General features: G+C 57.0%; 17 protein-coding genes. 6 read left to right on the top strand and 11 right to left on the bottom strand.

The annotated features are described in order from the left end of the window. The first annotated feature begins 88 nt into the window (after positions 1 to 88). Positions 89 to 913, top strand: coding sequence for an SDR family oxidoreductase (locus tag SPL01S_RS11500; protein WP_062870331.1), 825 nt, complete (start codon positions 89 to 91; stop codon positions 911 to 913). Here the strand turns inward: SPL01S_RS11500 and SPL01S_RS11495 are convergent. Beyond that, positions 906 to 1847, bottom strand: coding sequence for a LysR family transcriptional regulator (locus tag SPL01S_RS11495; RefSeq protein WP_063199854.1), 942 nt, complete (start codon positions 1845 to 1847; stop codon positions 906 to 908). The genes SPL01S_RS11500 and SPL01S_RS11495 overlap by 8 nt on opposite strands. Before the next feature lie 248 nt (positions 1848 to 2095). Between SPL01S_RS11495 and speB the strand changes: the two genes are divergently transcribed. Together speB and SPL01S_RS11485 are read left to right on the top strand one after the other, a co-directional pair. Then, positions 2096 to 3028 carry an agmatinase gene (gene speB, locus SPL01S_RS11490; protein WP_063199851.1) on the top strand — a complete coding sequence of 311 codons (933 nt, stop codon included), beginning with the start codon at positions 2096 to 2098 and terminating at the stop codon, positions 3026 to 3028. Positions 3029 to 3099: 71 nt separating this feature from the next. After that, positions 3100 to 4482: a sodium:solute symporter family protein gene (locus tag SPL01S_RS11485; RefSeq protein WP_063199847.1), complete on the top strand. Its 1383-nt coding sequence runs from the start codon at positions 3100 to 3102 to the stop codon at positions 4480 to 4482. A 22-nt stretch (positions 4483 to 4504) separates the two neighbouring features. Here SPL01S_RS11485 and SPL01S_RS11480 read toward each other — a convergent pair whose 3' ends face one another. Together SPL01S_RS11480 and SPL01S_RS11475 are read right to left on the bottom strand one after the other, a co-directional pair. Continuing rightward, positions 4505 to 5485, bottom strand: coding sequence for a magnesium and cobalt transport protein CorA (locus SPL01S_RS11480; protein ID WP_063199843.1), 981 nt, complete (start codon positions 5483 to 5485; stop codon positions 4505 to 4507). Positions 5486 to 5496: 11 nt separating this feature from the next. Further along, the gene (locus SPL01S_RS11475) at positions 5497 to 5916 is read right to left on the bottom strand and encodes a GNAT family N-acetyltransferase (protein WP_013812227.1); all 420 of its coding nucleotides are present in this window, start codon (positions 5914 to 5916) and stop codon (positions 5497 to 5499) included. A gap of 131 nt (positions 5917 to 6047) precedes the next feature. On the opposite strand from SPL01S_RS11475, the gene SPL01S_RS11470 reads away from it, so the two are divergent. Further along, a complete protein-coding gene (locus SPL01S_RS11470) occupies positions 6048 to 7157 on the top strand; it encodes a PQQ-dependent sugar dehydrogenase (protein ID WP_063199840.1) in 1110 nt (369 codons plus the stop codon). 23 nt (positions 7158 to 7180) lie between these two features. Here SPL01S_RS11470 and SPL01S_RS11465 read toward each other — a convergent pair whose 3' ends face one another. Together SPL01S_RS11465 and SPL01S_RS11460 are read right to left on the bottom strand one after the other, a co-directional pair. Continuing rightward, positions 7181 to 7801 carry a glutathione S-transferase family protein gene (locus SPL01S_RS11465; RefSeq protein ID WP_013812229.1) on the bottom strand — a complete coding sequence of 207 codons (621 nt, stop codon included), beginning with the start codon at positions 7799 to 7801 and terminating at the stop codon, positions 7181 to 7183. A 101-nt stretch (positions 7802 to 7902) separates the two neighbouring features. Continuing rightward, complete coding sequence (locus tag SPL01S_RS11460) at positions 7903 to 8559, bottom strand: HAD family hydrolase (RefSeq protein WP_004942490.1); 657 nt, start codon at positions 8557 to 8559, stop codon at positions 7903 to 7905. A gap of 295 nt (positions 8560 to 8854) precedes the next feature. Here SPL01S_RS11460 and SPL01S_RS11455 point away from each other — a divergent pair, with 295 nt between their 5' ends. Next, entirely contained in the window at positions 8855 to 9877 is a 1023-nt protein-coding gene (locus SPL01S_RS11455; RefSeq protein WP_004942491.1) for an isopenicillin N synthase family dioxygenase, read from the top strand. A 57-nt stretch (positions 9878 to 9934) separates the two neighbouring features. On the opposite strand, the gene SPL01S_RS11450 is transcribed toward SPL01S_RS11455, so the two are convergent. Continuing rightward, positions 9935 to 11080, bottom strand: coding sequence for a trans-sulfuration enzyme family protein (locus tag SPL01S_RS11450; protein WP_063199837.1), 1146 nt, complete (start codon positions 11078 to 11080; stop codon positions 9935 to 9937). A 13-nt stretch (positions 11081 to 11093) separates the two neighbouring features. After that, complete coding sequence (locus SPL01S_RS11445; RefSeq protein WP_063199834.1) at positions 11094 to 12461, bottom strand: pyridoxal-phosphate dependent enzyme; 1368 nt, start codon at positions 12459 to 12461, stop codon at positions 11094 to 11096. A gap of 466 nt (positions 12462 to 12927) precedes the next feature. Here SPL01S_RS11445 and SPL01S_RS11440 point away from each other — a divergent pair, with 466 nt between their 5' ends. Continuing rightward, entirely contained in the window at positions 12928 to 14133 is a 1206-nt protein-coding gene (locus SPL01S_RS11440) for a serine hydrolase (protein WP_020438774.1), read from the top strand. A 52-nt stretch (positions 14134 to 14185) separates the two neighbouring features. On the opposite strand, the gene SPL01S_RS11435 is transcribed toward SPL01S_RS11440, so the two are convergent. From SPL01S_RS11435 to deoC, 4 genes are all read right to left on the bottom strand, one after another. Beyond that, positions 14186 to 15553 carry an L-serine ammonia-lyase gene (locus SPL01S_RS11435; RefSeq protein ID WP_063199831.1) on the bottom strand — a complete coding sequence of 456 codons (1368 nt, stop codon included), beginning with the start codon at positions 15551 to 15553 and terminating at the stop codon, positions 14186 to 14188. A gap of 93 nt (positions 15554 to 15646) precedes the next feature. Next, positions 15647 to 16942, bottom strand: a complete 1296-nt coding sequence (locus SPL01S_RS11430) for an HAAAP family serine/threonine permease (RefSeq protein ID WP_062870346.1) — start codon at positions 16940 to 16942, stop codon at positions 15647 to 15649. 969 nt (positions 16943 to 17911) lie between these two features. After that, on the bottom strand, positions 17912 to 18676 hold the full coding sequence (gene deoR / locus SPL01S_RS11425) for a DNA-binding transcriptional repressor DeoR (RefSeq protein WP_063199828.1): 765 nt from the start codon (positions 18674 to 18676) through the stop codon (positions 17912 to 17914). A 146-nt stretch (positions 18677 to 18822) separates the two neighbouring features. Next, on the bottom strand, positions 18823 to 19503 hold the full coding sequence (gene deoC / locus SPL01S_RS11420; RefSeq protein WP_012006065.1) for a deoxyribose-phosphate aldolase: 681 nt from the start codon (positions 19501 to 19503) through the stop codon (positions 18823 to 18825). Positions 19504 to 19712 lie beyond the last annotated feature (209 nt).

Raw genomic sequence — 19712 nt, 5'->3', positions numbered from 1 at the left:
CTAAGCTTAAGCAGGGTGGATTGTATCACCTCACGGAGTGGCGTAGCCTTAATGGGCAGAGCGCTGCGATCTTCAAGAGAGGAAGATAATGAAAAAGGTAGCCATTATTGGTCTGGGCTGGCTGGGGATGCCGCTGGCCCTGTCGCTGATGAGCCGTGGGTTTGACGTGGTCGGCAGTAAAACTACGCCGGATGGCGTCGAGGCCGCGCGCATGAGCGGGATTGAATGTTATCGGCTGGAAATGACGCCTGATCTGATTTGCGATCCGGACGATCTGGAGCCGTTGCTGAGTGTCGATGCGCTGGTGGTGACGCTGCCCGCTCGCCGTACCGTAGAAGGCAGCGAAAACTACTTCAATGCGGTTTGCATGCTGGTGGACAGCGCGATGGCCTTTGGCGTGTCGCGCATCATTTTTACCAGTTCAACCTCGGTGTATGGCGAAACGGCCGGCACGGTGCGCGAAGATTCGCCGCTGAGGCCGGTGACGCCCTCCGGGCGTGTGTTGGCGGAGCTTGAGCGCTGGCTGCATGAACTGCCCAACACCTCGGTGGATATTTTGCGTCTGGCGGGGCTGGTTGGCGCGGATCGTCATCCAGGCCGTTTCCTGGCCGGCAAAGTAGACGTCAAGGGCGGCTCGCAAGGGGTTAATTTGGTACATCAGGATGATGTGATTGCGGCCATTCAACTGCTGCTGAAGCTGCCGAAAGGCGGCCACGTTTATAATCTGTGTGCGCCGGCCCATCCGACCAAGCGCGAATTCTACCCGGCGCTGGCGGAGCAGTTGCATCTGGCCCCGCCACAGTTTGCCGCCGAGAGCGAGCAGGGCGGTCGGCTGGTGGACGGCAGCCGCATCTGCAACGAACTGGGGTTTGAGTACCAGTACCCGGATCCGGCACGTATGCCGGTCAACTAATTCGCCTCTCAAGCCCCGCTGTCGCGGGGTTTGTTTTTTGCGCTTCCCGCGCCAATTGATTTAAATCCTCCAGTAACGCGGTCAACGCCTCCTTCGGCTGGCCGGGCCGTGTCACCAGGTTTAACGCCGCCTGATATGAGAGCGCTTGCCCACCCAATTGTTTCAATACCCCTTGTTCCACCCAGCGCGCAGCGTAATGGGTCGGCAGGTAGCCGAGATATTCCCCGCTAAGCACCAAATGGGCAACGCTTTCCATATGGTGGGCAACTGCGCCGAGGTTTAAAGGTGCGATAGGGCACAACCGTTGCGCCAGCAGATAGCCACGTTTAACCCAGCGTGCATTTTCGATCTGTTCGCGATTCGGTTGCTCGACGGTAAACAGCGGATGATCGCTGCTGCAATAAATCGCCTGCGTTTCCTGGAGCCACGGCTGATACTGCAATTCATTCAACTGCTGGCCAAAGTACCCGATCCCCAGATCGAGCTGTTGATTCAGCAGCCCCTGTTCGAGTTCGGCGGGGGCGCAAATCCGGCACTGCAACTGAACATCCTGATGCCGGTGCTGAAAATGTTTGATGGCGCGACTGAACGGATTGCCCGGCAGCGACACCAGGTTATCCACCAGGCCGATCTGCAGATCGCCGGTCAGCAACCCATTTAGCGACTGGCTGACCCGGGTAAAGTCGCGTGCCGCGTTGAACAGACTGCGGCAGGCGATCAGTATGCGTTCCCCTTTCGGGGTCAGCATAAAACCGGAGCGGCCACGTTGGCACAGACGAAAACCCAGCCGGGTCTCCAACGTGGCGAGGTGGGTGCTGATGGTCGACTGATTCATCAACAGCGTCTCCTGGGCGGCGCTGACGCCCTGGGCTTCGGCTACGGCGACAAAAACCCGCAGCAGTCTGAGATCGATATCGCTTAGGTTGGTGAGCACCTTTCCCTCCGCAAGAATAGCCGGCCGTTAACCCTCTGATAACATCATCGCAATGGGCATCCAAGGTTGGAAGCCTGCGTTCATATGTCATGGATTTGAAATAAAAATCAATAGTTCAATGTGTTACTGGCATCGGCGTTTTCGATGCTTACATTCCAAAGATGGAATGGTAGCCCTTTCTGGCGGCGGGTAGCCTGTGTTTGTTATCTGAATGTTGGCATTTTCGACGTCTGAGAAAAGGAAAAAACATGTTGAATCAACCCCAGAGCGGTAATGAGATGCCGCGTTTTGCCGGCATCCCCACCATGATGCGCCTGCCCGTAGCCGATGATGCCCAGGGGCTGGCTGCGGCCTTTGTCGGCATTCCTCTCGATATAGGCACCTCGAATCGCAGTGGAACGCGCTACGGGCCACGGCAAATTCGCCAGGAGTCGGTGATGCTCCGTCCCTACAACATGGGCACCGGCGCCGCGCCTTTTGAACGGCTGCAAGTCGCCGATTTAGGTGATATCGCCATTAATCCTTACAGCCTGGAGGACAGCGTTCGTCGCATTGAGCTGGCCTATAACGGCATTTTGTCCCACGGTTGCGTTCCGCTGACGCTGGGGGGCGATCACACGCTGACGCTGCCGATCCTGCGCGCCGTGGCCCGTCGTTATGGTCCGGTTGGGTTAATCCACGTTGATGCCCACTCCGATACCAACGAGGAGATGTTTGGCGAAAAACTGGCTCATGGCACCACTTTCCGCCGCGCTTATGAAGAGGGGCTGCTGGCGCCGCAGCGGGTGGTGCAAATTGGTCTGCGCGGCAGCGGTTATGCTGCGGACGATTTTGATTGGTCGCGGCGACAGGGGTTCCGTGTGGTGCCTGCGGAAGCCTGCTGGTATCGCTCGCTGGCACCCTTGATGGCGGAGGTGCGCGAGCAAATGGGCGATGCCCCGGTCTATCTCAGCTTCGACATAGATGGACTGGATCCGGCGTTTGCGCCGGGCACAGGTACGCCGGAGGTCGGTGGGCTGTCGGTTTGGCAGGGGCTGGAGATCGTCAGAGGGTGCAGCGGGGTGAATCTGGTTGGCGCCGATGTGGTGGAGGTGTCGCCTCCCTACGATCGTTCCGGTAACACCGCGCTGCTGGCGGCAAACCTGCTGTTTGAAATGCTGTGCGTTCTGCCTGACAGATAAGACGCTGCGAACCTGGACCGGCGGAGCCGTTGCGCCTGAGTTCAAATAACAACAAGCCTACGGAGTTGCCGATGAATCTCGATCTGCTGGTAGTGGTGTTTTATTTTTTGGTGATAGGGGCGGTGGGTTGGCTTGGCGTTCGCCGCGCCACCACCAAGGACGATTATCTGGTTGCCGGTCGCAATCTGGGGCCGGGGCTGTATCTTGGTACGTTGTCCGCCGTGGTGCTCGGCGGCGCGTCAACCATCGGCAGCGTTAAGATGGGTTACACCTACGGTATCTCGGGTGTGTGGCTGTGCGGCGCGCTGGGGGCGGGCATTGTGGTATTGAGCACGGTGTTGGCCAAGCCGTTGCTCCAGCTAAAGTTGTATACCGTCAGCCAGGTGTTGGCGCGCCGCTATCACCCGGCCGCCAGGGTCACCAGCGGCGCCATCATGTTGGCGTATGACCTGATGGTGGCGGTGACCTCGATTATCGCCATCGGCAGCGTGATGCAGGTGATGTTTGATCTGCCTTTTGCCACGTCAATTCTGCTGGGGGGCGGTTTGGTGGTGCTCTATTCTACGCTGGGCGGCATGTGGTCACTGACGCTCACCGATATCATCCAGTTTATCATCATGACCGTCGGCATGATGCTGGTGCTGATGCCGATGAGTATCGTCAAGGCCGGCGGCTGGGAAGCCTTCGGCAACCTGTTGCCGGCCGGTTATTATCAGCTGTCGTCCATCGGCCTGGACACCATACTGGTGTTTTTCCTGATCTACTTCTTTGGCATCCTGATTGGTCAGGATATCTGGCAGCGGGTATTTACCGCCCGCAGCGCCAATGTCGCGCGCTATGCCGGCCTGGGGGCCGGGGTCTACTGTGTGCTGTATGGCGTCACAGGTGCGCTGATCGGCATGGCGGGCAAGATTGTCCTGCCGCAGTTGGCCAACACCGACGGCGCCTTTGCCGCCATCGCTCAGGCGGTATTACCGGCAGGCGTTAGCGGGCTGGTGGCCGCCGCCGCCCTGGCTGCGCTGATGTCAACCGCCAGCGCATGCCTGCTGGCTTCTTCCACCATCGCGCTGGAAGATGTGTTGCCGGCGATCCGCAAGCAGCCTTCGGGCGGGCTGGCGGCCGGACGATTGACCACCCTGATCATGGGCGTGATTATGCTGGGGCTGGCGTTTCTGGTGCGGGATGTCATGGCGGCACTGACGCTGGCCTATAATCTGCTGGTGGGCGGCATGCTGATCCCGCTGGTCGGGGCGATTTTCTGGCAGCGAGCCACCAGCACCGGCGCTATCGCGAGCATGTTGGCCGGTAGCCTGTGCGTGTTGGGGCTGATGTATTATCACGGCATCGAGGCCAACAGCCCGATTTACGGCGGGCTGCTGGCGGGCGGTGTAGCCTTTGTGCTTGGTAGCCTGTTGACCCGGCAAAACCCGCAACCGCAGGTACAGTCTGAGTAATTTGGAAAAACGGGGTTGCCGTTTACAACCAGCCGGATTTCTTCAGTTTCTGATACAAGAAGAAACAGCCGGCGACGGTCACCCCGAGGGTGGCGTGGTAGGCCCAGGGGAATTTCAGCTCGGGCATGTCGGCAAAGTTCATGCCGTACAGGCTGAAAACCACGGTAGGGATCGCCAGGATCGCCCCCCAGCCCGCCAGCCGTTTCACCACTTCGTTCTGTTTAACGGTGACCAGCGCCAGGTTCACGTGCATCGCATTGGTCAGCATTTCGCGCATGTCGTCGACATTGCTGACCACCTGACGTGCATGATCCTGAACGTCCCGCACGTAGGCACGCAGTTCCTTCGGGATCACCTCTTCATGCAGGCGGATGAGTTGATTACAGATTTCGTCCATCGGCCACGCGGCATTGCGCAGCGCCAGCAGGTGCCGTCGCAGGGTATAGACGTTCTCAATGGCGGCTTGATCAAACTCCGATTTGAACATGTTGGCTTCGATGCCTTCGATGCTCGCCTCGAATTTGGCCACTACGGTGCGGTAGTTATCCACCACAAAGTCCAGCACCGAATACAGTGCAAAGCCGGGCCCGTGGCACAGCTGCTTCTGGTTTTCCTCCGCTTTGGCTCTGATCGGCGCATAGCTGGGTGACGCGCCGTGGCGCACCGTGACCAAAAAGTTTTTACCCACGAAGAAGTGGGTTTCACCGTACTCGACTTCGTTCTCGCCCCACTGCGCGGTTTTGACCACGATAAACAGCGAATCGCCATAGGCTTCGAGCTTGGGCCGTTGGTGGGCGCACAGCGCATCCTCAATCGCCAGATCGTGCAGACCAAACTCTTCCTGCACCTTGCGCATAAAGGCGTCCTCCGGCTGCCAAAGCCCGAGCCAGACGAAGGTATCCGGCTGTTTGACCACGTCGCTGATGTCATCAATGGTCACTTCACCCAGCCGTTTACCGGCTTTGTACGCCACGCTGTTCACAACCATGGTTGCGGTTTCCATCAGGCCACCTGTTATTCAATAAGGGTTTTGGTGAGCAAATAACATTCATGCTCCACCGGGTAATTCTGTAGCGTCATCTGGAGTTGGTAGCCAAGTTTCTCGTAGAACGGCCGCGCCTGGAAACTGAAGGTATCTAAACGAACGTAACGACAGCCACGGGCGATAGCTTCCTGTTCGGCGGCCAGCAGTACTTTACGGCCCAGCCCGGTGCCACGCTGCGAATCCGCCACCCATAGCCAGTCGACGCTGAGCCAGTTGCCCCAGGTCTCTGCGGTCAGCCCGGCGACAACCTGACCGGAAGCATCCCGGGTATAGACGCCAAGCGGTTTGCGCTGGCTGGCATCAATGTACGGGCTGTTATGGGCCCTCAGGCCTTGTCGGATGGCGTCAAGGGTGTCTTCATTGAGTGTATCGGTTACGGTGATATCCATATTTCCTCCTGAGTAATCCGTTAACTTAAGCTCAGTTTGGCTAAAATTCAACATATTGAAATTTAAAACAAACGTCGGAATCGACCTGCTGGGCTACACTGAATGGGTCGGTTTTTGTCCAGGAGGATGCCATGCCCCGATTGACCATGATGGCCGGTTTGCTGTTATTCAGTGGCCTGCTGCAGGCCGCCCCGGCGGTAACGCAGTTGCAAGACAAGCTGGAACACCCGTGGTCGCTGGCGTTTTTGCCCGGTGAACAAGGGATGTTAATTACCGAACGACCGGGGCGTTTGCGGTTATGGCAGCAGGGCAAAGGGCTATCAGCGCCGATTACCGGCGTGCCGCAGGTGTATGCCGAAGGGCAGGGTGGCCTGTTGGAAGTGCTGTTGGCGCCAGATTTTGCCGACAGCCGTCGGGTTTATCTCAGCTTTGCCGAAGCGGGTGATGACGGCAAGGCGGGCACCGCAGTGGGCTATGGGCGGCTGAGCGCAGACAACCGGCAGCTGGATGGTTTCAAGGTGATTTTCCGCCAGCAGCCGAAGCTGTCGGTCGGCAACCATTTTGGCGGCAAGTTGGCGTTCGATCGTCAGGGCTATCTGTTTATCGCGTTGGGTGAAAATAACCAACGACCGACGGCGCAGGATTTGGACAAGCTGCAAGGTAAGGTGGTGCGCTTAACTGCCGACGGCGAGGTGCCGCCGGATAATCCGTTTGTCGGCCAGGCCGGCAAGCGACCGGAAATCTGGTCTTATGGTCACCGTAACCCGCAAGGACTGGCGCTGAACCCGTGGAGCGGAGCGCTCTGGGAGCACGAGCACGGCCCGCGCGGCGGCGATGAGATCAATCTTCCGCGGGCGGGCAAAAACTACGGCTGGCCTATCGCCACCTACGGCATCAATTACTCCGGTCTGGCGATCCCGGAGGCGAAAGGGCAGAAAGTGGCCGGCACCGAACAGCCGTTGCATTATTGGCAAGTGTCGCCGGGCATCAGCGGCATGGCGTTTTACAACGGCAGCCGTTTCCCGGAATGGCAGGGCTCGCTGTTTATCGGTGCGCTGGCGCAGGAGGCATTGATTCGTTTGACGTTGCAGGGCGACAAGGTGATCGCCGAACAGCGGTTGCTGGAGGAGCGAGGGGAAAGGATCCGCGAGGTACGGACAGGGCCGGATGGCTATATTTATCTGTTAACCGATGCGGATAACGGCAAGCTGTTGCGTGTCGGGCTGACGGAGAAATCATAGCGCCCCAACGGGGCGCGCAACACTCAGGTTAACTCGCTCATCACGGCGCGTTGATAGGCCGGGCGTTCGGTCAACCGCTGGTACCAGCGCTCCATGTTCGGGCGCGGACGGCGCTCAATCGGCATGGAGAACCAGGCGTAAGCAAAGCTGCCGAGCGTAATGTCGCCGAAACCGAAGGCTTCGCCGGACAGATAAGGCTGGCTGCCCAGAGTGGCTTCCACCACGTCGAAGTGTTTTTCCAGCGTGGCGATCGCCGCTTCGATTTTCGCCATGTCGCGCAGTTCTGGTTTGGTGCGCACCAGTCCCCAGAACACGATGGAAAAGGACGCGACGATAGTGGAGGTTGTCCAGTCCATCCATTTCTCTGCGCTGGCTCGCGCCTGCAGATCCTGCGGGTAGAATGGCTCGCTGCCAAACTTCGCCGCCAGATAACGCACGATGGTATTCGATTCCCACAGCACGAAGTCATCGTCTTGCAGCAGCGGCACCAGGCCATTCGGGTTTAACGAACGATAGAGCTCTTCGTTCACCTTACCGAATGCGCCGCCGGCATTGATATGGGTGTAGCTCAACTCCAGCTCTGCGGCGCACCACAGCACTTTCCTGACATTATTTGAATTCTCACGACCCCAGATGGTCAGCATAGAGCCCCTCTTTAAGCTTCAGCGGATTAACAAACCTAAGTGATTATTCTTACGCCACAATTTGGGTTTTGTCACATCCGGATGGCATTTTTTGCCCGCTTTCAGCGTTCCCAGCGGCACACTTCCCAGCCGTGTTCGACAGCCAACGCATGCAGATCGCTGTCTGGGTTAATCACCGTAGCGCTGTCGACATATTCCAGCATCGCCTTGTCGTTCAGCGAGTCGCTGTAACCGTGGCTGTGTTCGAAGCTCAGCTCCGGGTGTTCCGCCAGCCACTGCTTCAGGCGGATCACCTTGCCTTTTTGGTAGGTCATGGTGCCGTAGGTGTCACCGGTAAAGCGTCCGTCTTCAATGGAGACGCCAATCGCCAGCGCACCATCGGCACCGAGCTGTTCGGCTATCGGCGCGACCAGATGTTCGCCGGTGGCGGAAATGACCAGAATGCAGTCGCCGCGCTCGCGGTGCCACAGCAATCGCTCACGTGCAGCGGGATAAACCCGTGGCAGGATATCGCGTCGGATATAGCGCTGTACCCAACCGGCCACCGTCTGGGTGCTTAAGCCGGTCAGCGGCGTCAGGGTGGCCTGCATGTAGTCCTCCATTGACAGTTTACCCTGGTAATAGAGCTGCATCAGCTGTTGTTCCTGCTGTTCCAGTTCCGCCGGTGCGAACCCTTCCGCCACCAGCCAACGGATCCACAGGCTGGCGCTGTCATCATCAATCAGGGTCTCATCCAGGTCGAACAAGGCTAAATCCATCAGTATTTCTCCGGCAGGCAGGGAGGGAAACGGGGGGTTGAATACAACAATAGCGGATACCCTATGCCGCCAGCCAGTGGCGGCGACGAAATTGCGCAGAGCATAAGAAACATTGATGACGGTTTTACGTCATTTTGTTGAACCTTTGCATATCTTAGAACGCAACAATATTGGCTCGCCCGTCAGACTGGGTGGTAACTATAGGGGCATACGCAGGCCATTCAGGAGCTGAAAATGTTGATAATTCGCCTTTATACCGGCCCGGTTTTTGTTGGGGATGACGAGGAACAGGACAATGACACCACCACTGACGCTGAAGACGCTGCCGCTGTTGGATCTTTCGCAGCTTGACGGTGATGCGCAGCAGCGGCAGGCGTTTCTCGACGGCTTGCGTGCGGCGGCGCGTGACGTAGGTTTCTTTTATCTGCGCGGACACGGCGTCGATACCCGGCTGAATGCGCAATTACAGCAGCGGGCAAGGCAATTTTTCGCGTTACCGGAAGCGGACAAGCTGGCTGTGCAGATGGTTCATTCGCCGCACTTTCGCGGCTATAACCGTGCGGCAGCGGAGTTGACGCGTGGTCAGCCGGACTGGCGCGAGCAGTTTGATATCGGCGCGGAACGTCCGGCGTTGCAACTGGCCGAAGAAACGCCGCGCTGGGCACGATTGCAGGGGCCGAATCAATGGCCAGAGGCGCTGCCCGAACTGAAACCGCTGCTGTTGCAATGGCAGCAAGCGATGACCGGCATGTCGTTGCGGTTACTGCGCGCTTTTGCGCTGGCGCTTTCGTTGCCGGAGCAAGCGTTTGACCCGCTCTACGGCGAGAAGCCGAATGAACACATCAAGCTGATCCGTTACCCGGGGCGCGAAGCGACCGCCAGCGGGCAGGGGGTGGGTGCCCATAAGGATTCCGGTTTTCTCAGCTTCCTGCTGCAAGACCGGCAGAAAGGTTTGCAGGTCGAGGTCAGCGAGGGGAACTGGGTCGACGCCGAGCCGCGCGAGGAAACCTTCGTGGTCAACATCGGCGAGCTGCTGGAACTGGCGACCAACGGTTATTTGCGCGCTACGGTGCATCGGGTGGAGACGCCGCCGGCGGGAAGTGACAGGCTGTCGATCGCTTTCTTCCTGGGGGCGCGGTTAGACGCCGTGGTGCCGTTGTATCAACTGCCTGCGCAACTGGCGGCAGAGGCGCGCGGCCCGGCCAGCGATCCGCATAATCCGCTGTTCCGCGACGTGGGCTTTAACTATCTGAAGGGGCGGATCCGCTCCCACCCCGATGTGGCGCAGCGCCACTATCAGGATGTCGTCGGCGTTTGACTGCGGATAACAAGAAGGCCTGGCAGTAAGCCAGGCCTTCTTGTTCATGACGGGGGATTATTCTGCCAGCGCCTGTTGCAGATCGGCGATCAAATCTTCCACATCCTCAATCCCCACCGACAGGCGCAGCAACTGCGGCGTGATGCCGGTTTTCAGCCGCTGCTCCAGCGGGATCGACGCATGGGTCATGCTGAATGGCTGGCTGATCAGGCTTTCAACGCCACCCAGGCTTTCCGCCAGGGTGAACAGTTGTGAACGCTTGATGACCCGGCGCGCAAAGGCGTCATCACCTTTCAGCCGGACCGAAATCATGCCCCCGAAGCTGCTCATTTGCTTCGCCGCCAGTGCGTGCTGCGGGTGGCTCGGCAGGCCTGGGTAATAAACATCCTCCACCTGCGGCTGGGTTTCCAGCCACTGGGCGATACGCAAGGCGCTGTTGCTGTGGCGCTCCATGCGCAACGCCAGCGTACGGATACCGCGCAGCGTCAGGAAGCTGCTGAACGGATCGAGGATGCCGCCCACCGCGTTTTGCAGGAAGCCCAGTTGTTCCGCCAGCGCCGCGTTATCACCCACGGCAGCGACTCCGGCCACCACGTCGGAATGTCCATTAAGGTATTTGGTGGCGGAATGCACCACCACATCGAACCCCAGCTCCAGCGGCCGCTGAATATACGGCGAGGCGAAAGTGTTGTCCGCCACGCTGATCAACCCGTGTTTTTTGGCGATAGCGGCAACGGCGCTCAGATCGGCCAGCTTCAACAGCGGGTTGGTGGGCGTTTCTACCCAGATCATTTTGGTTTCCGGCTCGATCGCCTGTTCCAGCGCGGCAATGTCCGCCGGGGAAACATAGGTGACGCGTAAACCGGCGGTACGGCTACGCACCTTTTCCAGCAGGCGGTAGGTGCCGCCGTACAGATCGTCGACTGCCACCAGATGGCTGCCCTGATCGAGCAGCTCCAGTACCGTTGAGCAGGCCGCCAGGCCGGAGGCAAAGGCGTAGCCGCGGCTGCCGCCTTCCAGCTCGGCGATGGCGCTTTCGAGCGCGGTGCGCGTTGGGTTGGCGCTGCGTGAATATTCGTAGCCGGTGTGCTCGCCCGGCGCCGGTTGGGCGTAGGTCGAAGTGGCGTAGATAGCCGGCATCACTGCGCCGGTGGCGTCCGGGGTGTATCCGGCATGAACGGTCAACGTATCGAACTTGGCCATACAATAATCCTTATTAACGTAATTTTTGGCGCCAGGCGTTAAGCACGTCTGTCCGGGTAATCAGGCCGAGGAAGCGCTCGCCGTCGAGCACCACCGCAACGTGGCCGTGATTGAAGGTGGCGAGCAAATCCTGATAGCTGGCCTCTTTTTGCAAGGTGTTGACCGACTGGGTCATGGCGCGGGTGGCCGGCAGACTAAAGTGGCCGGCGTCCGCCTGAACCGCATTGAGCAGATCCCACTCATCGATCAGGCCGACCACGCGATCGCCCTCCAATACCGGCAGTTGCGAAATGTCATACAGCCGCATGCGGGCATGAACGATCGCCAGAGTATCTTCCGGCGCGACCGACACCGCTGCGCCCTCGTCGTGACGGTAGGCGATCAGATCGCGCAGATCGTCGTGCTGCGGTTTGCTCAACAGGCCCTGTTCCAGCATCCAGTGATCGTTATACATTTTGGACAGGTATTTGTTGCCGCTGTCGCAAACGAAGGTGACCACGCGTTTTGGTTCGGTCTGCGCCCGGCAATAGCGCAGCGCGGCGGCTAAAAGGGTGCCGGTGGATGAACCGGCCAGCACGCCTTCTTTGCGCAGCAGATCGCGCGCGGTGGTGAAGGCTTCGGTATCACCGATGCGGTAAGCGTTACGCACCTGATTGAAGTTGCTCAGCGGCGGAATGAAATCTTCGCCGATGCCTTCCACCAGCCAACTGCCGGCTTCGCCGATCTGGCCGTTATCGAGATAGTCCGCCAGGATCGAGCCGGCAGGGTCGGCCAGCACAAACTCGGTTTGCGGCGATACGTCGGCAAAATACTGGCTCAGGCCGCCCAGGGTACCGCCTGAACCGACGCCGACCACGATGGCATCCACCCGATTATCCATCTGCTGCCACAGTTCAGGCGCAGTGGTGCGGGTATGGGCCGCAGGGTTGGCCGGATTGTTGAACTGATCGATATAGAAAGCGCCGGGGATCTCATCCGCCAGCCGTTTGGCGTAATCCTGATAGTAAGCCGGGTGGCCTTTGCCCACGTCCGAACGCGTCAGCACCACCTCAACCCCCAGCGCACGCAGATGGAAAATCTTCTCGCGGCTCATCTTGTCCGGCACCACCAGCAGCAGTTTATAGCCCTTCAGGGCCGCCACCAGCGCCAGCCCCAGGCCGGTATTGCCGGCGGTGGCTTCAATGATGGTGCCACCGGGTTGCAGGCTGCCGTCGCGCTCGGCCTGCTCGATCATCGACAGCGCCACGCGATCCTTGATCGAGCCACCAGGGTTTTGGTTTTCCAGTTTGACGAACAGCCGGCAGGGGCCGGTATCGAACTGGGTCAGTTCCAGCATCGGGGTATTGCCGATCATGTCGATGACGGAGTGCGGTATTGCCATGGGTAATCTCCAGGATAATTCGGTTTAAAAACCGTTATCTGGATGATAGCGCTGTGAATAAGCGCATTAAAAAGAACAAATAACCGCTCAATATGCATTTTTGGAATATATTAATCTGATTTGGACGTATGGATGCGCAGATGTTCAGCGGTTCAGATGTGCAGCCGTATAGCCGTTAGTGGTATAAAAAAACATCCGATGGCTGGCTTTTCATCCAAATTGCGCGACAGAGCGTACAGTTATGTAAAAATGATGAAAATTCATGCTAAACCCTGCAAAAATAAGATAAATCTAATAAACTCACAGCAAGGGCATTTTTGGTGCGCCGCTCACCCCGTTGGGGGGCCGCAGGGAGTCTGCGGTTGGCAAACGCGCGCCGAGCCACTCTCGCTGGTTGGCTGAAAACGTGAACATGTTTGAAAGTTAACGCTATTTCAATGATTTGAATGGACACTCTGGCGACGTCATGATGAAAAAAAACTTATCCACCTCCCTGAAGAAATTGACCTTTAGCGTCAGCATTCTGTTGCTGGCTACGCCTGCGATCCAGGCAGCCGAAGCGCCGGCGGCCCCGCAGGTTGACGCCAAGGCGTTTGTGCTGATGGATTACAACAGCGGCAAAATCCTGACGGAGGGCAATGCCGATACGCGTCTCGATCCCGCCAGCCTGACCAAGATCATGTCCAGCTATGTGATCGGCCAGGCCATCAAGGCCGGCAAGATCAAACCGGAGGATATGGTGACCGTCGGTAAGGACGCCTGGGCAACCGGCAACCCGGCGCTGCGCGGCTCTTCGCTGATGTTTATCAAACCGGGCGATCAGGTGCCGGTAATGGAACTGAACAAGGGCATCGTCATTCAGTCAGGCAATGATGCCAGCATCGCATTGGCCGATTATGTCGCAGGCAGCCAGGATTCGTTCGTCGGCCTGATGAACAACTACGCCAAATCACTGGGCTTGCAGAATACCCATTTCCTGACGGTGCATGGCCTGGATGCGGAAGGGCAGTACAGCACCGCGCGCGATATGGCGCTGCTGAGCCAGGCGCTGATCCGCGACGTGCCGGATGAGTACGCGCTGCATAAAGAAAAAGAGTTCACCTTCAACAAGATCCGTCAGGTTAACCGCAACCGCCTGCTGTGGAGTTCCAACCTGAATGTCGACGGCATCAAAACCGGCTACACCGGCGGCGCCGGCCATAACCTGGTGGCATCCGCGACCGACGGCCCGATGCGCCTGATCTCGGTGGTGCTGGGCGCGCCGAGCGACCGTATTCGTTTCAGCGAAAGTGAAAAATTGCTGACCTGGGGTTTCCGCTTCTACGAAACCGCCACGCCGATCAAAACCGACAAGCCGTTTGTTACCCAACGCGTGTGGTTCGGTGAAATCAACGACGTGCCGCTGGGCGTCGCCAAAGATGCGGCGGTCACTATCCCGAAAGGGCAGATGAAAAATCTGAAAGCCAGTTACAAACTGAATCAGCCTACGCTGGAAGCGCCGTTGGCGAAAAACCAGGTGGTGGGCACCATTGATTTCCAGCTTGACGGTAAAACCATTGAACAATACCCGCTGGTGGTGATGCAGGAAGTGAAAGAAGGCAACTTCTTCAGCCGCATTTGGGACATGGTGATGATGAAGCTGAGCCAGTGGTTCGGCAGCGTTTTCGGTTAACGGCAATAATATGAAAGAGGGCGCAATGGATAACATTGCGCCCTCGCTTTTATCAGTTACAGGCCACAACCTTGATCGCCAGGCCGCCTTGCGAGGTTTCGCGGTATTTGGCGTTCATGTCTTTGCCCGTCTCATACATGGTTTCAATCACCTTATCCAGGCACACGCGCGGCTCGCTGGTGCGGCGCAGCGCCATGCGTGCGGCGTTGACCGCCTTCACCGCAGAAATCGCGTTACGTTCGATACAAGGCACCTGAACCTGGCCGGCCAGCGGATCGCAGGTCAACCCCAGATGGTGCTCCATGGCGATCTCCGCCGCGATGCAAACCTGCGCCGGGCTACCGCCCATCAGCTCCGCCAATCCCGCCGCCGCCATTGAGCAGGCGACGCCCACTTCCCCCTGGCAACCCACTTCTGCACCGGAAATCGACGCGTTCATCTTGTACAGCGCGCCAATCACGCCGGAAGCCAGGAAATAACGGGTATAGGAATTCGGATTCACCGGGCGAATAAACTGGTCGTAATAGGCCAGCACCGCCGGGATAATGCCGCAGGCACCGTTGGTCGGCGCAGTCACCACGCGGCCGCCGGCGGCGTTCTCTTCGTTCACGGCGAAGGCGAACATATTGATCCAGTCAACCACGTTCATCGGGTCGATATTGTTCTTGTCGCCGGTGACCAACATGCGGCGCAGGGCGGCGGCGCGGCGCTGGACTTTCATCGGGCCGGGCAACAGGCCTTCGCTGTTCATGCCGCGTTCGATGCCGGCGCGCATCACCTGCCAGACGTCGGCGAAGTGGGCGTCGATCTCGGCCTTGCTGTGCAGCGCCAGCTCGTTTTGCATCACCATGCCGGATAGCGACAGGCCTGAATCCTTGCAGTGTTGCTGCAGGTCACGCGCCGATCGGAACGGGTAGGGCACCTGAACCTGATTTGTCGCGGGTTGGCCGAAATGTTCTTCATCGACGATAAAGCCGCCGCCGGTCGAGTAATAGGTTTTACTGTGCAGCAGTTGTTCACCGGCAAAGGCGCGAATCCGCATGCCGTTTTCGTGCAGCGGCAGGTTATCGCTGTGGAAGTTCATGCCGCCTTGCAACGGGAAATCCACCTCATGGCGGCCGTTAGCCAGCAGCAGGCGGCCACGTTGTTCAACGTCGCGAATAAAACCGGCGATGCCGTCAATGTCCACGTCATGCGGCAGGTTGCCCGCCAGCCCCATGATAATCGCGATGTCGGTGTGGTGACCCTTGCCGGTCAGAGACAGCGAACCGTACACATCCACTACCACACGGGTGGTATCCATCAACTGTTGATGGGCAATCAAATCATCGGTGAACAGCTTGCCGGCTTTCATCGGGCCGACGGTGTGGGAGCTCGATGGACCGATACCAATTTTGAAAATATCGAAAACGCTGACCATGGTCTAGCCTCCTTCTTCAGGTGTTAGGCGTTAGTGCAGTAAAGGGGGGCCGTACTGAGAGAAGCCGGCGCACGGGGCGCCGGCGGAGCTTGATTAGAGGCTGTACAAGATAGCGGAGATGGCAATCAGGCCCATCACGACGACGAATACGTTGCTGATGTGGCCGCTGTATTTGCGCATTGCAGGCACTTTGCGGATAGCGTACATCGGCATCAGGAACAGCAGCATGGCGATGATTGGGCCACCCATGTTTTCGATCATACCCAGGATGCTTGGGTTCAGGGTCGCGACAATCCAGGTGGTGATCAGCATGAAGATGGCAGTGATGCGGTTCAGCTTGTTGGTGCTGATGGTTTTGCCACGGCTCTTCATCGATTTGGCAATCAGGCCGTTAAAACCTTCACGTGCGCCCAGGTAGTGGCCGAGGAACGACTTGGTGATGGCGATAAAGGCGATAACCGGCGCGATGTAAGCGATCATCGGGTTGTTAAAGTGGTTGGCCAGGTAAGACAGAATCGAGATGTTCTGCGCCTTTGCTTCCGCCAGATTCTCCGGAGACAGGCTCAGTACGCAGCTGAACACGAAGAACATGACGGTCAGCACCATCATGATGTGAGCGTAACCCAGAATGCGAGAACACTTTTTCTCGGCAACTTCCTGGCCATACTCTTCACGCTTGGCTACGGCAAAGGCGGAGATGATCGGCGAATGGTTAAAGGAGAACACCATGACCGGGATCGCCAGCCACAGGGTAATCACCAGACCGTGGCCCATGCCGGTGCCTGCACCGGAAAGAGAGACGTTCTCGAAGATGGCGCCGGTCCAGTTCGGGATCAAATATACGGCCAGCAGCATCAGCACGGCGACAAACGGGAACACCAGGATGCTCATGGTTTTCACGATGGCTTGCTCACCGAAACGCACGATGGTCATCAAGCCGACGATCAGAATCAGCGACAGAATGGCGCGCGGTGGCGAGGTCATGCCCAATTGGTGGGTAATGAAGCTGTCGACGGTATTGGTGATCGCCACGCTGTAAACCAGCAAGATTGGGTAGATAGCGAAGAAGTAGAGCAGGGTGATCAGCTTACCGGCGCTGATGCCGAAGTGTTCTTCAACAACTTCGGTGATGTCTTCACCGGCATTTTTGCCGGAGAGGACGAAACGGCACAGGCCACGGTGGGCGAAGAAGGTCATCGGGAAAGCAATGATGGCCATGATGATCAAAGGAATCAAACCGCCGATGCCGGCGTTAATTGGCAGGAACAAAACGCCCGCGCCGATGGCGGTGCCATACAGGCCCAACATCCACATGGTGTCCGTTTTACGCCAGGTACTGGTGGAGCCAGAAGCCGCAGAGGCAATAGTGCCGGTCTGTGTAGTGTCCATAAATATCTCCGAAGTGAACACGATAATTTAAAATTAAAGGCAAAACTTAAGGTTAAAACCGAATGGCGTAATTCAGATACGACATCGGTAAGAATCAGGTGTTGCTTGCGGGGATAACTGGCGTCCCCCTGGTTGTTTATTATGCTAATTATCTTTTTGCGCAGGCGTCGGATAACTAACCAAATGACGTTCCGCCGAATCAGGGCATTACATCGGTACTGCTGCCGGAAGGTCCGTGCCTGCCGATTTTGTTGGCGGCAAGATAACGATTTACAGTGGAAACAACCGTGATCATGCTCTCAAATGCGTAATGTGTGCGTGTAACTGCTTTTTTATTGGTTTTTCACGCATGTGTTGCGCAGTTGTGTAAGATTTTGCACTGAGAACGCTCTCAAGAGTCTTTCAATGTTTATTCGGTGCGAACAATATTTAACCTGATAAAACGCTGTTGTTGTCAGCAAGCCGAGCAATATATTTTAAGCGCAGGTTTGGATCTAGCTAAAAACCCGGATTAAGCAGTTTTAGTGACGCAGATCACATTGTATTTTTAAGTGAAATATCTATTAACTTAATGATTTTTATTTGTTTTATTGAAAATATCCCGCTAATAACGCAGGTAAACTAGTTAACCGGATAGCGAATAAAAATGCTTAACCATTCATCATATAAATAAACTAATTTGGGCATATTTAGCGCGTTATGGTTGCATGTTTGTTGATATTTATCGCATCGACGTTGCTGCTATTTGTCCTATAAAAGCGCCGTCAAGCCGGATGAATCGTCGATATTTCGTCGGATTTTGCTGAAGTGGGGGAATATGCCTGATAGGTTGTTGCGCTTTATTAACCTGAATCTAGCGTGCGGTTAAAAAAATAAATGCATCAATTGCGCATTATTTGTCCTGCTTGCGGCGGGGCTGAACCGAGCGATGAAGAGCACCGCCGGTCGCGGCCGACGGTAAGAGGCGGTTTAAAAACGAATGGCGATGGCGTTTTCGTTGAAAAAATCAACAAATAGCGGGTCGGGCTGACGGTCGGTAATCACCCGATCGAACTGGGTCAACGGGCCGATGCACGCAGGCTTGGTTTTACCGAACTTGCTGTGGTCGGCGACCAGGATCTTTTGCTGCGCCATCGCCATCGCCCGGTGCTTCATCTCCAGTTCGTCGAAGTTAAAACAGGTGGCGCCATGTTGGAGGCTCAGGCCGGCTGCGGAGATAAAGGCGATATTCGGGCAGATATGATCCAGTTCGTTGTGCCGGCCGACGGCGGTGAAAATATAGTTGTTCGGTTTGAATTCGCCGCCGCACAGGATCACTTTGCAGTTCGGTTTGTCCTGCAACGCCAGGAAGGTATTCAGCGAGTGGCACACCGCCGTGAAGGGCAATTCATCGGAAATAGCGTCGATAATCGCCGGGGTGGTGGTGCCGCAATCGAAAAATACCGTGTCGTTTTCGCCGATCAGCGCAGCGGCGAGCAGGCCGATACGGCGCTTCTCCGTTACTTGCTTGGCTTTTTGATCGGAAACAAAATAGTGAGTCACGCCGTTACTGCGTGGATCGGCCACCACATAGCCGCCGAGCGACACCACGGCGGCCGGCTCCGCGCTGAGATCGCGGCGAATGGTCATTTCTGAAACGCCTAACAACACGGCGGCTTCTTTTAAGTGGATCTTGTCAGAGCGCTTTAACGCCTGCACTAACCGGTTGATACGTTCTTCGCGCCGCGTTTCCATCAGTCTGTCTTCCCACAGGGTTAATAGCCAATCTCCAGGGCCGAACACACAAATGCGGGGCAATACGCACTCAGCCTATTGGCTGGACGTATTGCCCCGCATCAGATTATCACGGCGTGCGCCCGGTATCGGGGCGCCTCAGGTTATCAGTAACTGCCGGCGGCAGCCTGATCACCGGAAACGATTGCTACGCCAGAGCTGGTACCGATACGAGTGGCACCTGCTTTGATCATCTTCTCGGCGGTTGCGCGATCGCGCACGGCGCCGGATGCTTTCACACCCATTTCACTGCCCACAGTGGCTCGCATCAGTTTAACGTGCTCTTCACGAGCGCCGCCGGTGCTGAAGCCGGTTGAGGTTTTGACGAAGGCCACATCGAGTTCGCGACACATTTCACAAACCTGAACGATCTGCGCATCGCTGAGCAGGCAGGTTTCCAATATTACCTTCAACGGGATCGCCGCGCAAACCTCGCGCACTGCGGCGATGTCGGCTTTGACTTCATCCAGCAGGCCGCTTTTCAGCCAACCTACGTTGATCACCATATCAATTTCCTGCGCGCCGGCCGCAATCGCCGCTTTAGCTTCGAAGGCTTTCGTTACGGTCAGGCCGGCACCCAGAGGGAAACCGATCACGGAACAAATTTTTACTTCGCTTTCTTGCAGCAGGTGCGCCGCCAGCGGTACGTACCCGGAGTTTACGCACACGGCATAAAAATTGTGCTGCTGCGCTTCTTCACAGAGCTTGGCAATTTGCTCTTCGGTCGCGTCCATGGCCAGCAGGGTGTGATCGACATAACGGGCGTAATCAATGTTTTCGGTAGTCATCTCTATTCCTTATTGAGGTTTAAACAAAGCAGAATGTGAACAATGTTAGAATAATAACATTTCGCTGACGGTAAACATAGAGCGATTTTAAAAATGACGCAGAGATCATCGTTTTTTGGGCTGTTAGGTGTATAACATAATGGATGATGTTATGTTATTTAAGTAACATTTAGAGTGCAAGCTGCGCGTTTACGAGCGAAACACCCAGG

Source organism: Serratia plymuthica NBRC 102599 (assembly GCF_001590925.1).
In the GTDB taxonomy this organism is placed as follows: Bacteria; Pseudomonadota; Gammaproteobacteria; order Enterobacterales; family Enterobacteriaceae; genus Serratia; species Serratia plymuthica.
Note: the sequence above shows the minus strand (reverse complement) of the source record. Positions and strands in the feature narration are given on the sequence as shown.

Coding starts and splice junctions, on each gene's coding strand:
- SPL01S_RS11500 (WP_062870331.1), top strand. CDS start 89: ATGAAAAAGGTAGCCATTATTGGTCTGGGCTGGCTGGGGATGCCGCTG.
- speB (WP_063199851.1), top strand. CDS start 2,096: ATGTTGAATCAACCCCAGAGCGGTAATGAGATGCCGCGTTTTGCCGGC.
- SPL01S_RS11485 (WP_063199847.1), top strand. CDS start 3,100: ATGAATCTCGATCTGCTGGTAGTGGTGTTTTATTTTTTGGTGATAGGG.
- SPL01S_RS11480 (WP_063199843.1), bottom strand. CDS start 5,485: ATGGAAACCGCAACCATGGTTGTGAACAGCGTGGCGTACAAAGCCGGT.
- SPL01S_RS11475 (WP_013812227.1), bottom strand. CDS start 5,916: ATGGATATCACCGTAACCGATACACTCAATGAAGACACCCTTGACGCC.
- SPL01S_RS11470 (WP_063199840.1), top strand. CDS start 6,048: ATGCCCCGATTGACCATGATGGCCGGTTTGCTGTTATTCAGTGGCCTG.
- SPL01S_RS11465 (WP_013812229.1), bottom strand. CDS start 7,801: ATGCTGACCATCTGGGGTCGTGAGAATTCAAATAATGTCAGGAAAGTG.
- SPL01S_RS11460 (WP_004942490.1), bottom strand. CDS start 8,559: ATGGATTTAGCCTTGTTCGACCTGGATGAGACCCTGATTGATGATGAC.
- SPL01S_RS11455 (WP_004942491.1), top strand. CDS start 8,855: ATGACACCACCACTGACGCTGAAGACGCTGCCGCTGTTGGATCTTTCG.
- SPL01S_RS11450 (WP_063199837.1), bottom strand. CDS start 11,080: ATGGCCAAGTTCGATACGTTGACCGTTCATGCCGGATACACCCCGGAC.
- SPL01S_RS11445 (WP_063199834.1), bottom strand. CDS start 12,461: ATGGCAATACCGCACTCCGTCATCGACATGATCGGCAATACCCCGATG.
- SPL01S_RS11440 (WP_020438774.1), top strand. CDS start 12,928: ATGATGAAAAAAAACTTATCCACCTCCCTGAAGAAATTGACCTTTAGC.
- SPL01S_RS11435 (WP_063199831.1), bottom strand. CDS start 15,553: ATGGTCAGCGTTTTCGATATTTTCAAAATTGGTATCGGTCCATCGAGC.
- SPL01S_RS11430 (WP_062870346.1), bottom strand. CDS start 16,942: ATGGACACTACACAGACCGGCACTATTGCCTCTGCGGCTTCTGGCTCC.
- deoR (WP_063199828.1), bottom strand. CDS start 18,676: ATGGAAACGCGGCGCGAAGAACGTATCAACCGGTTAGTGCAGGCGTTA.
- deoC (WP_012006065.1), bottom strand. CDS start 19,503: ATGACTACCGAAAACATTGATTACGCCCGTTATGTCGATCACACCCTG.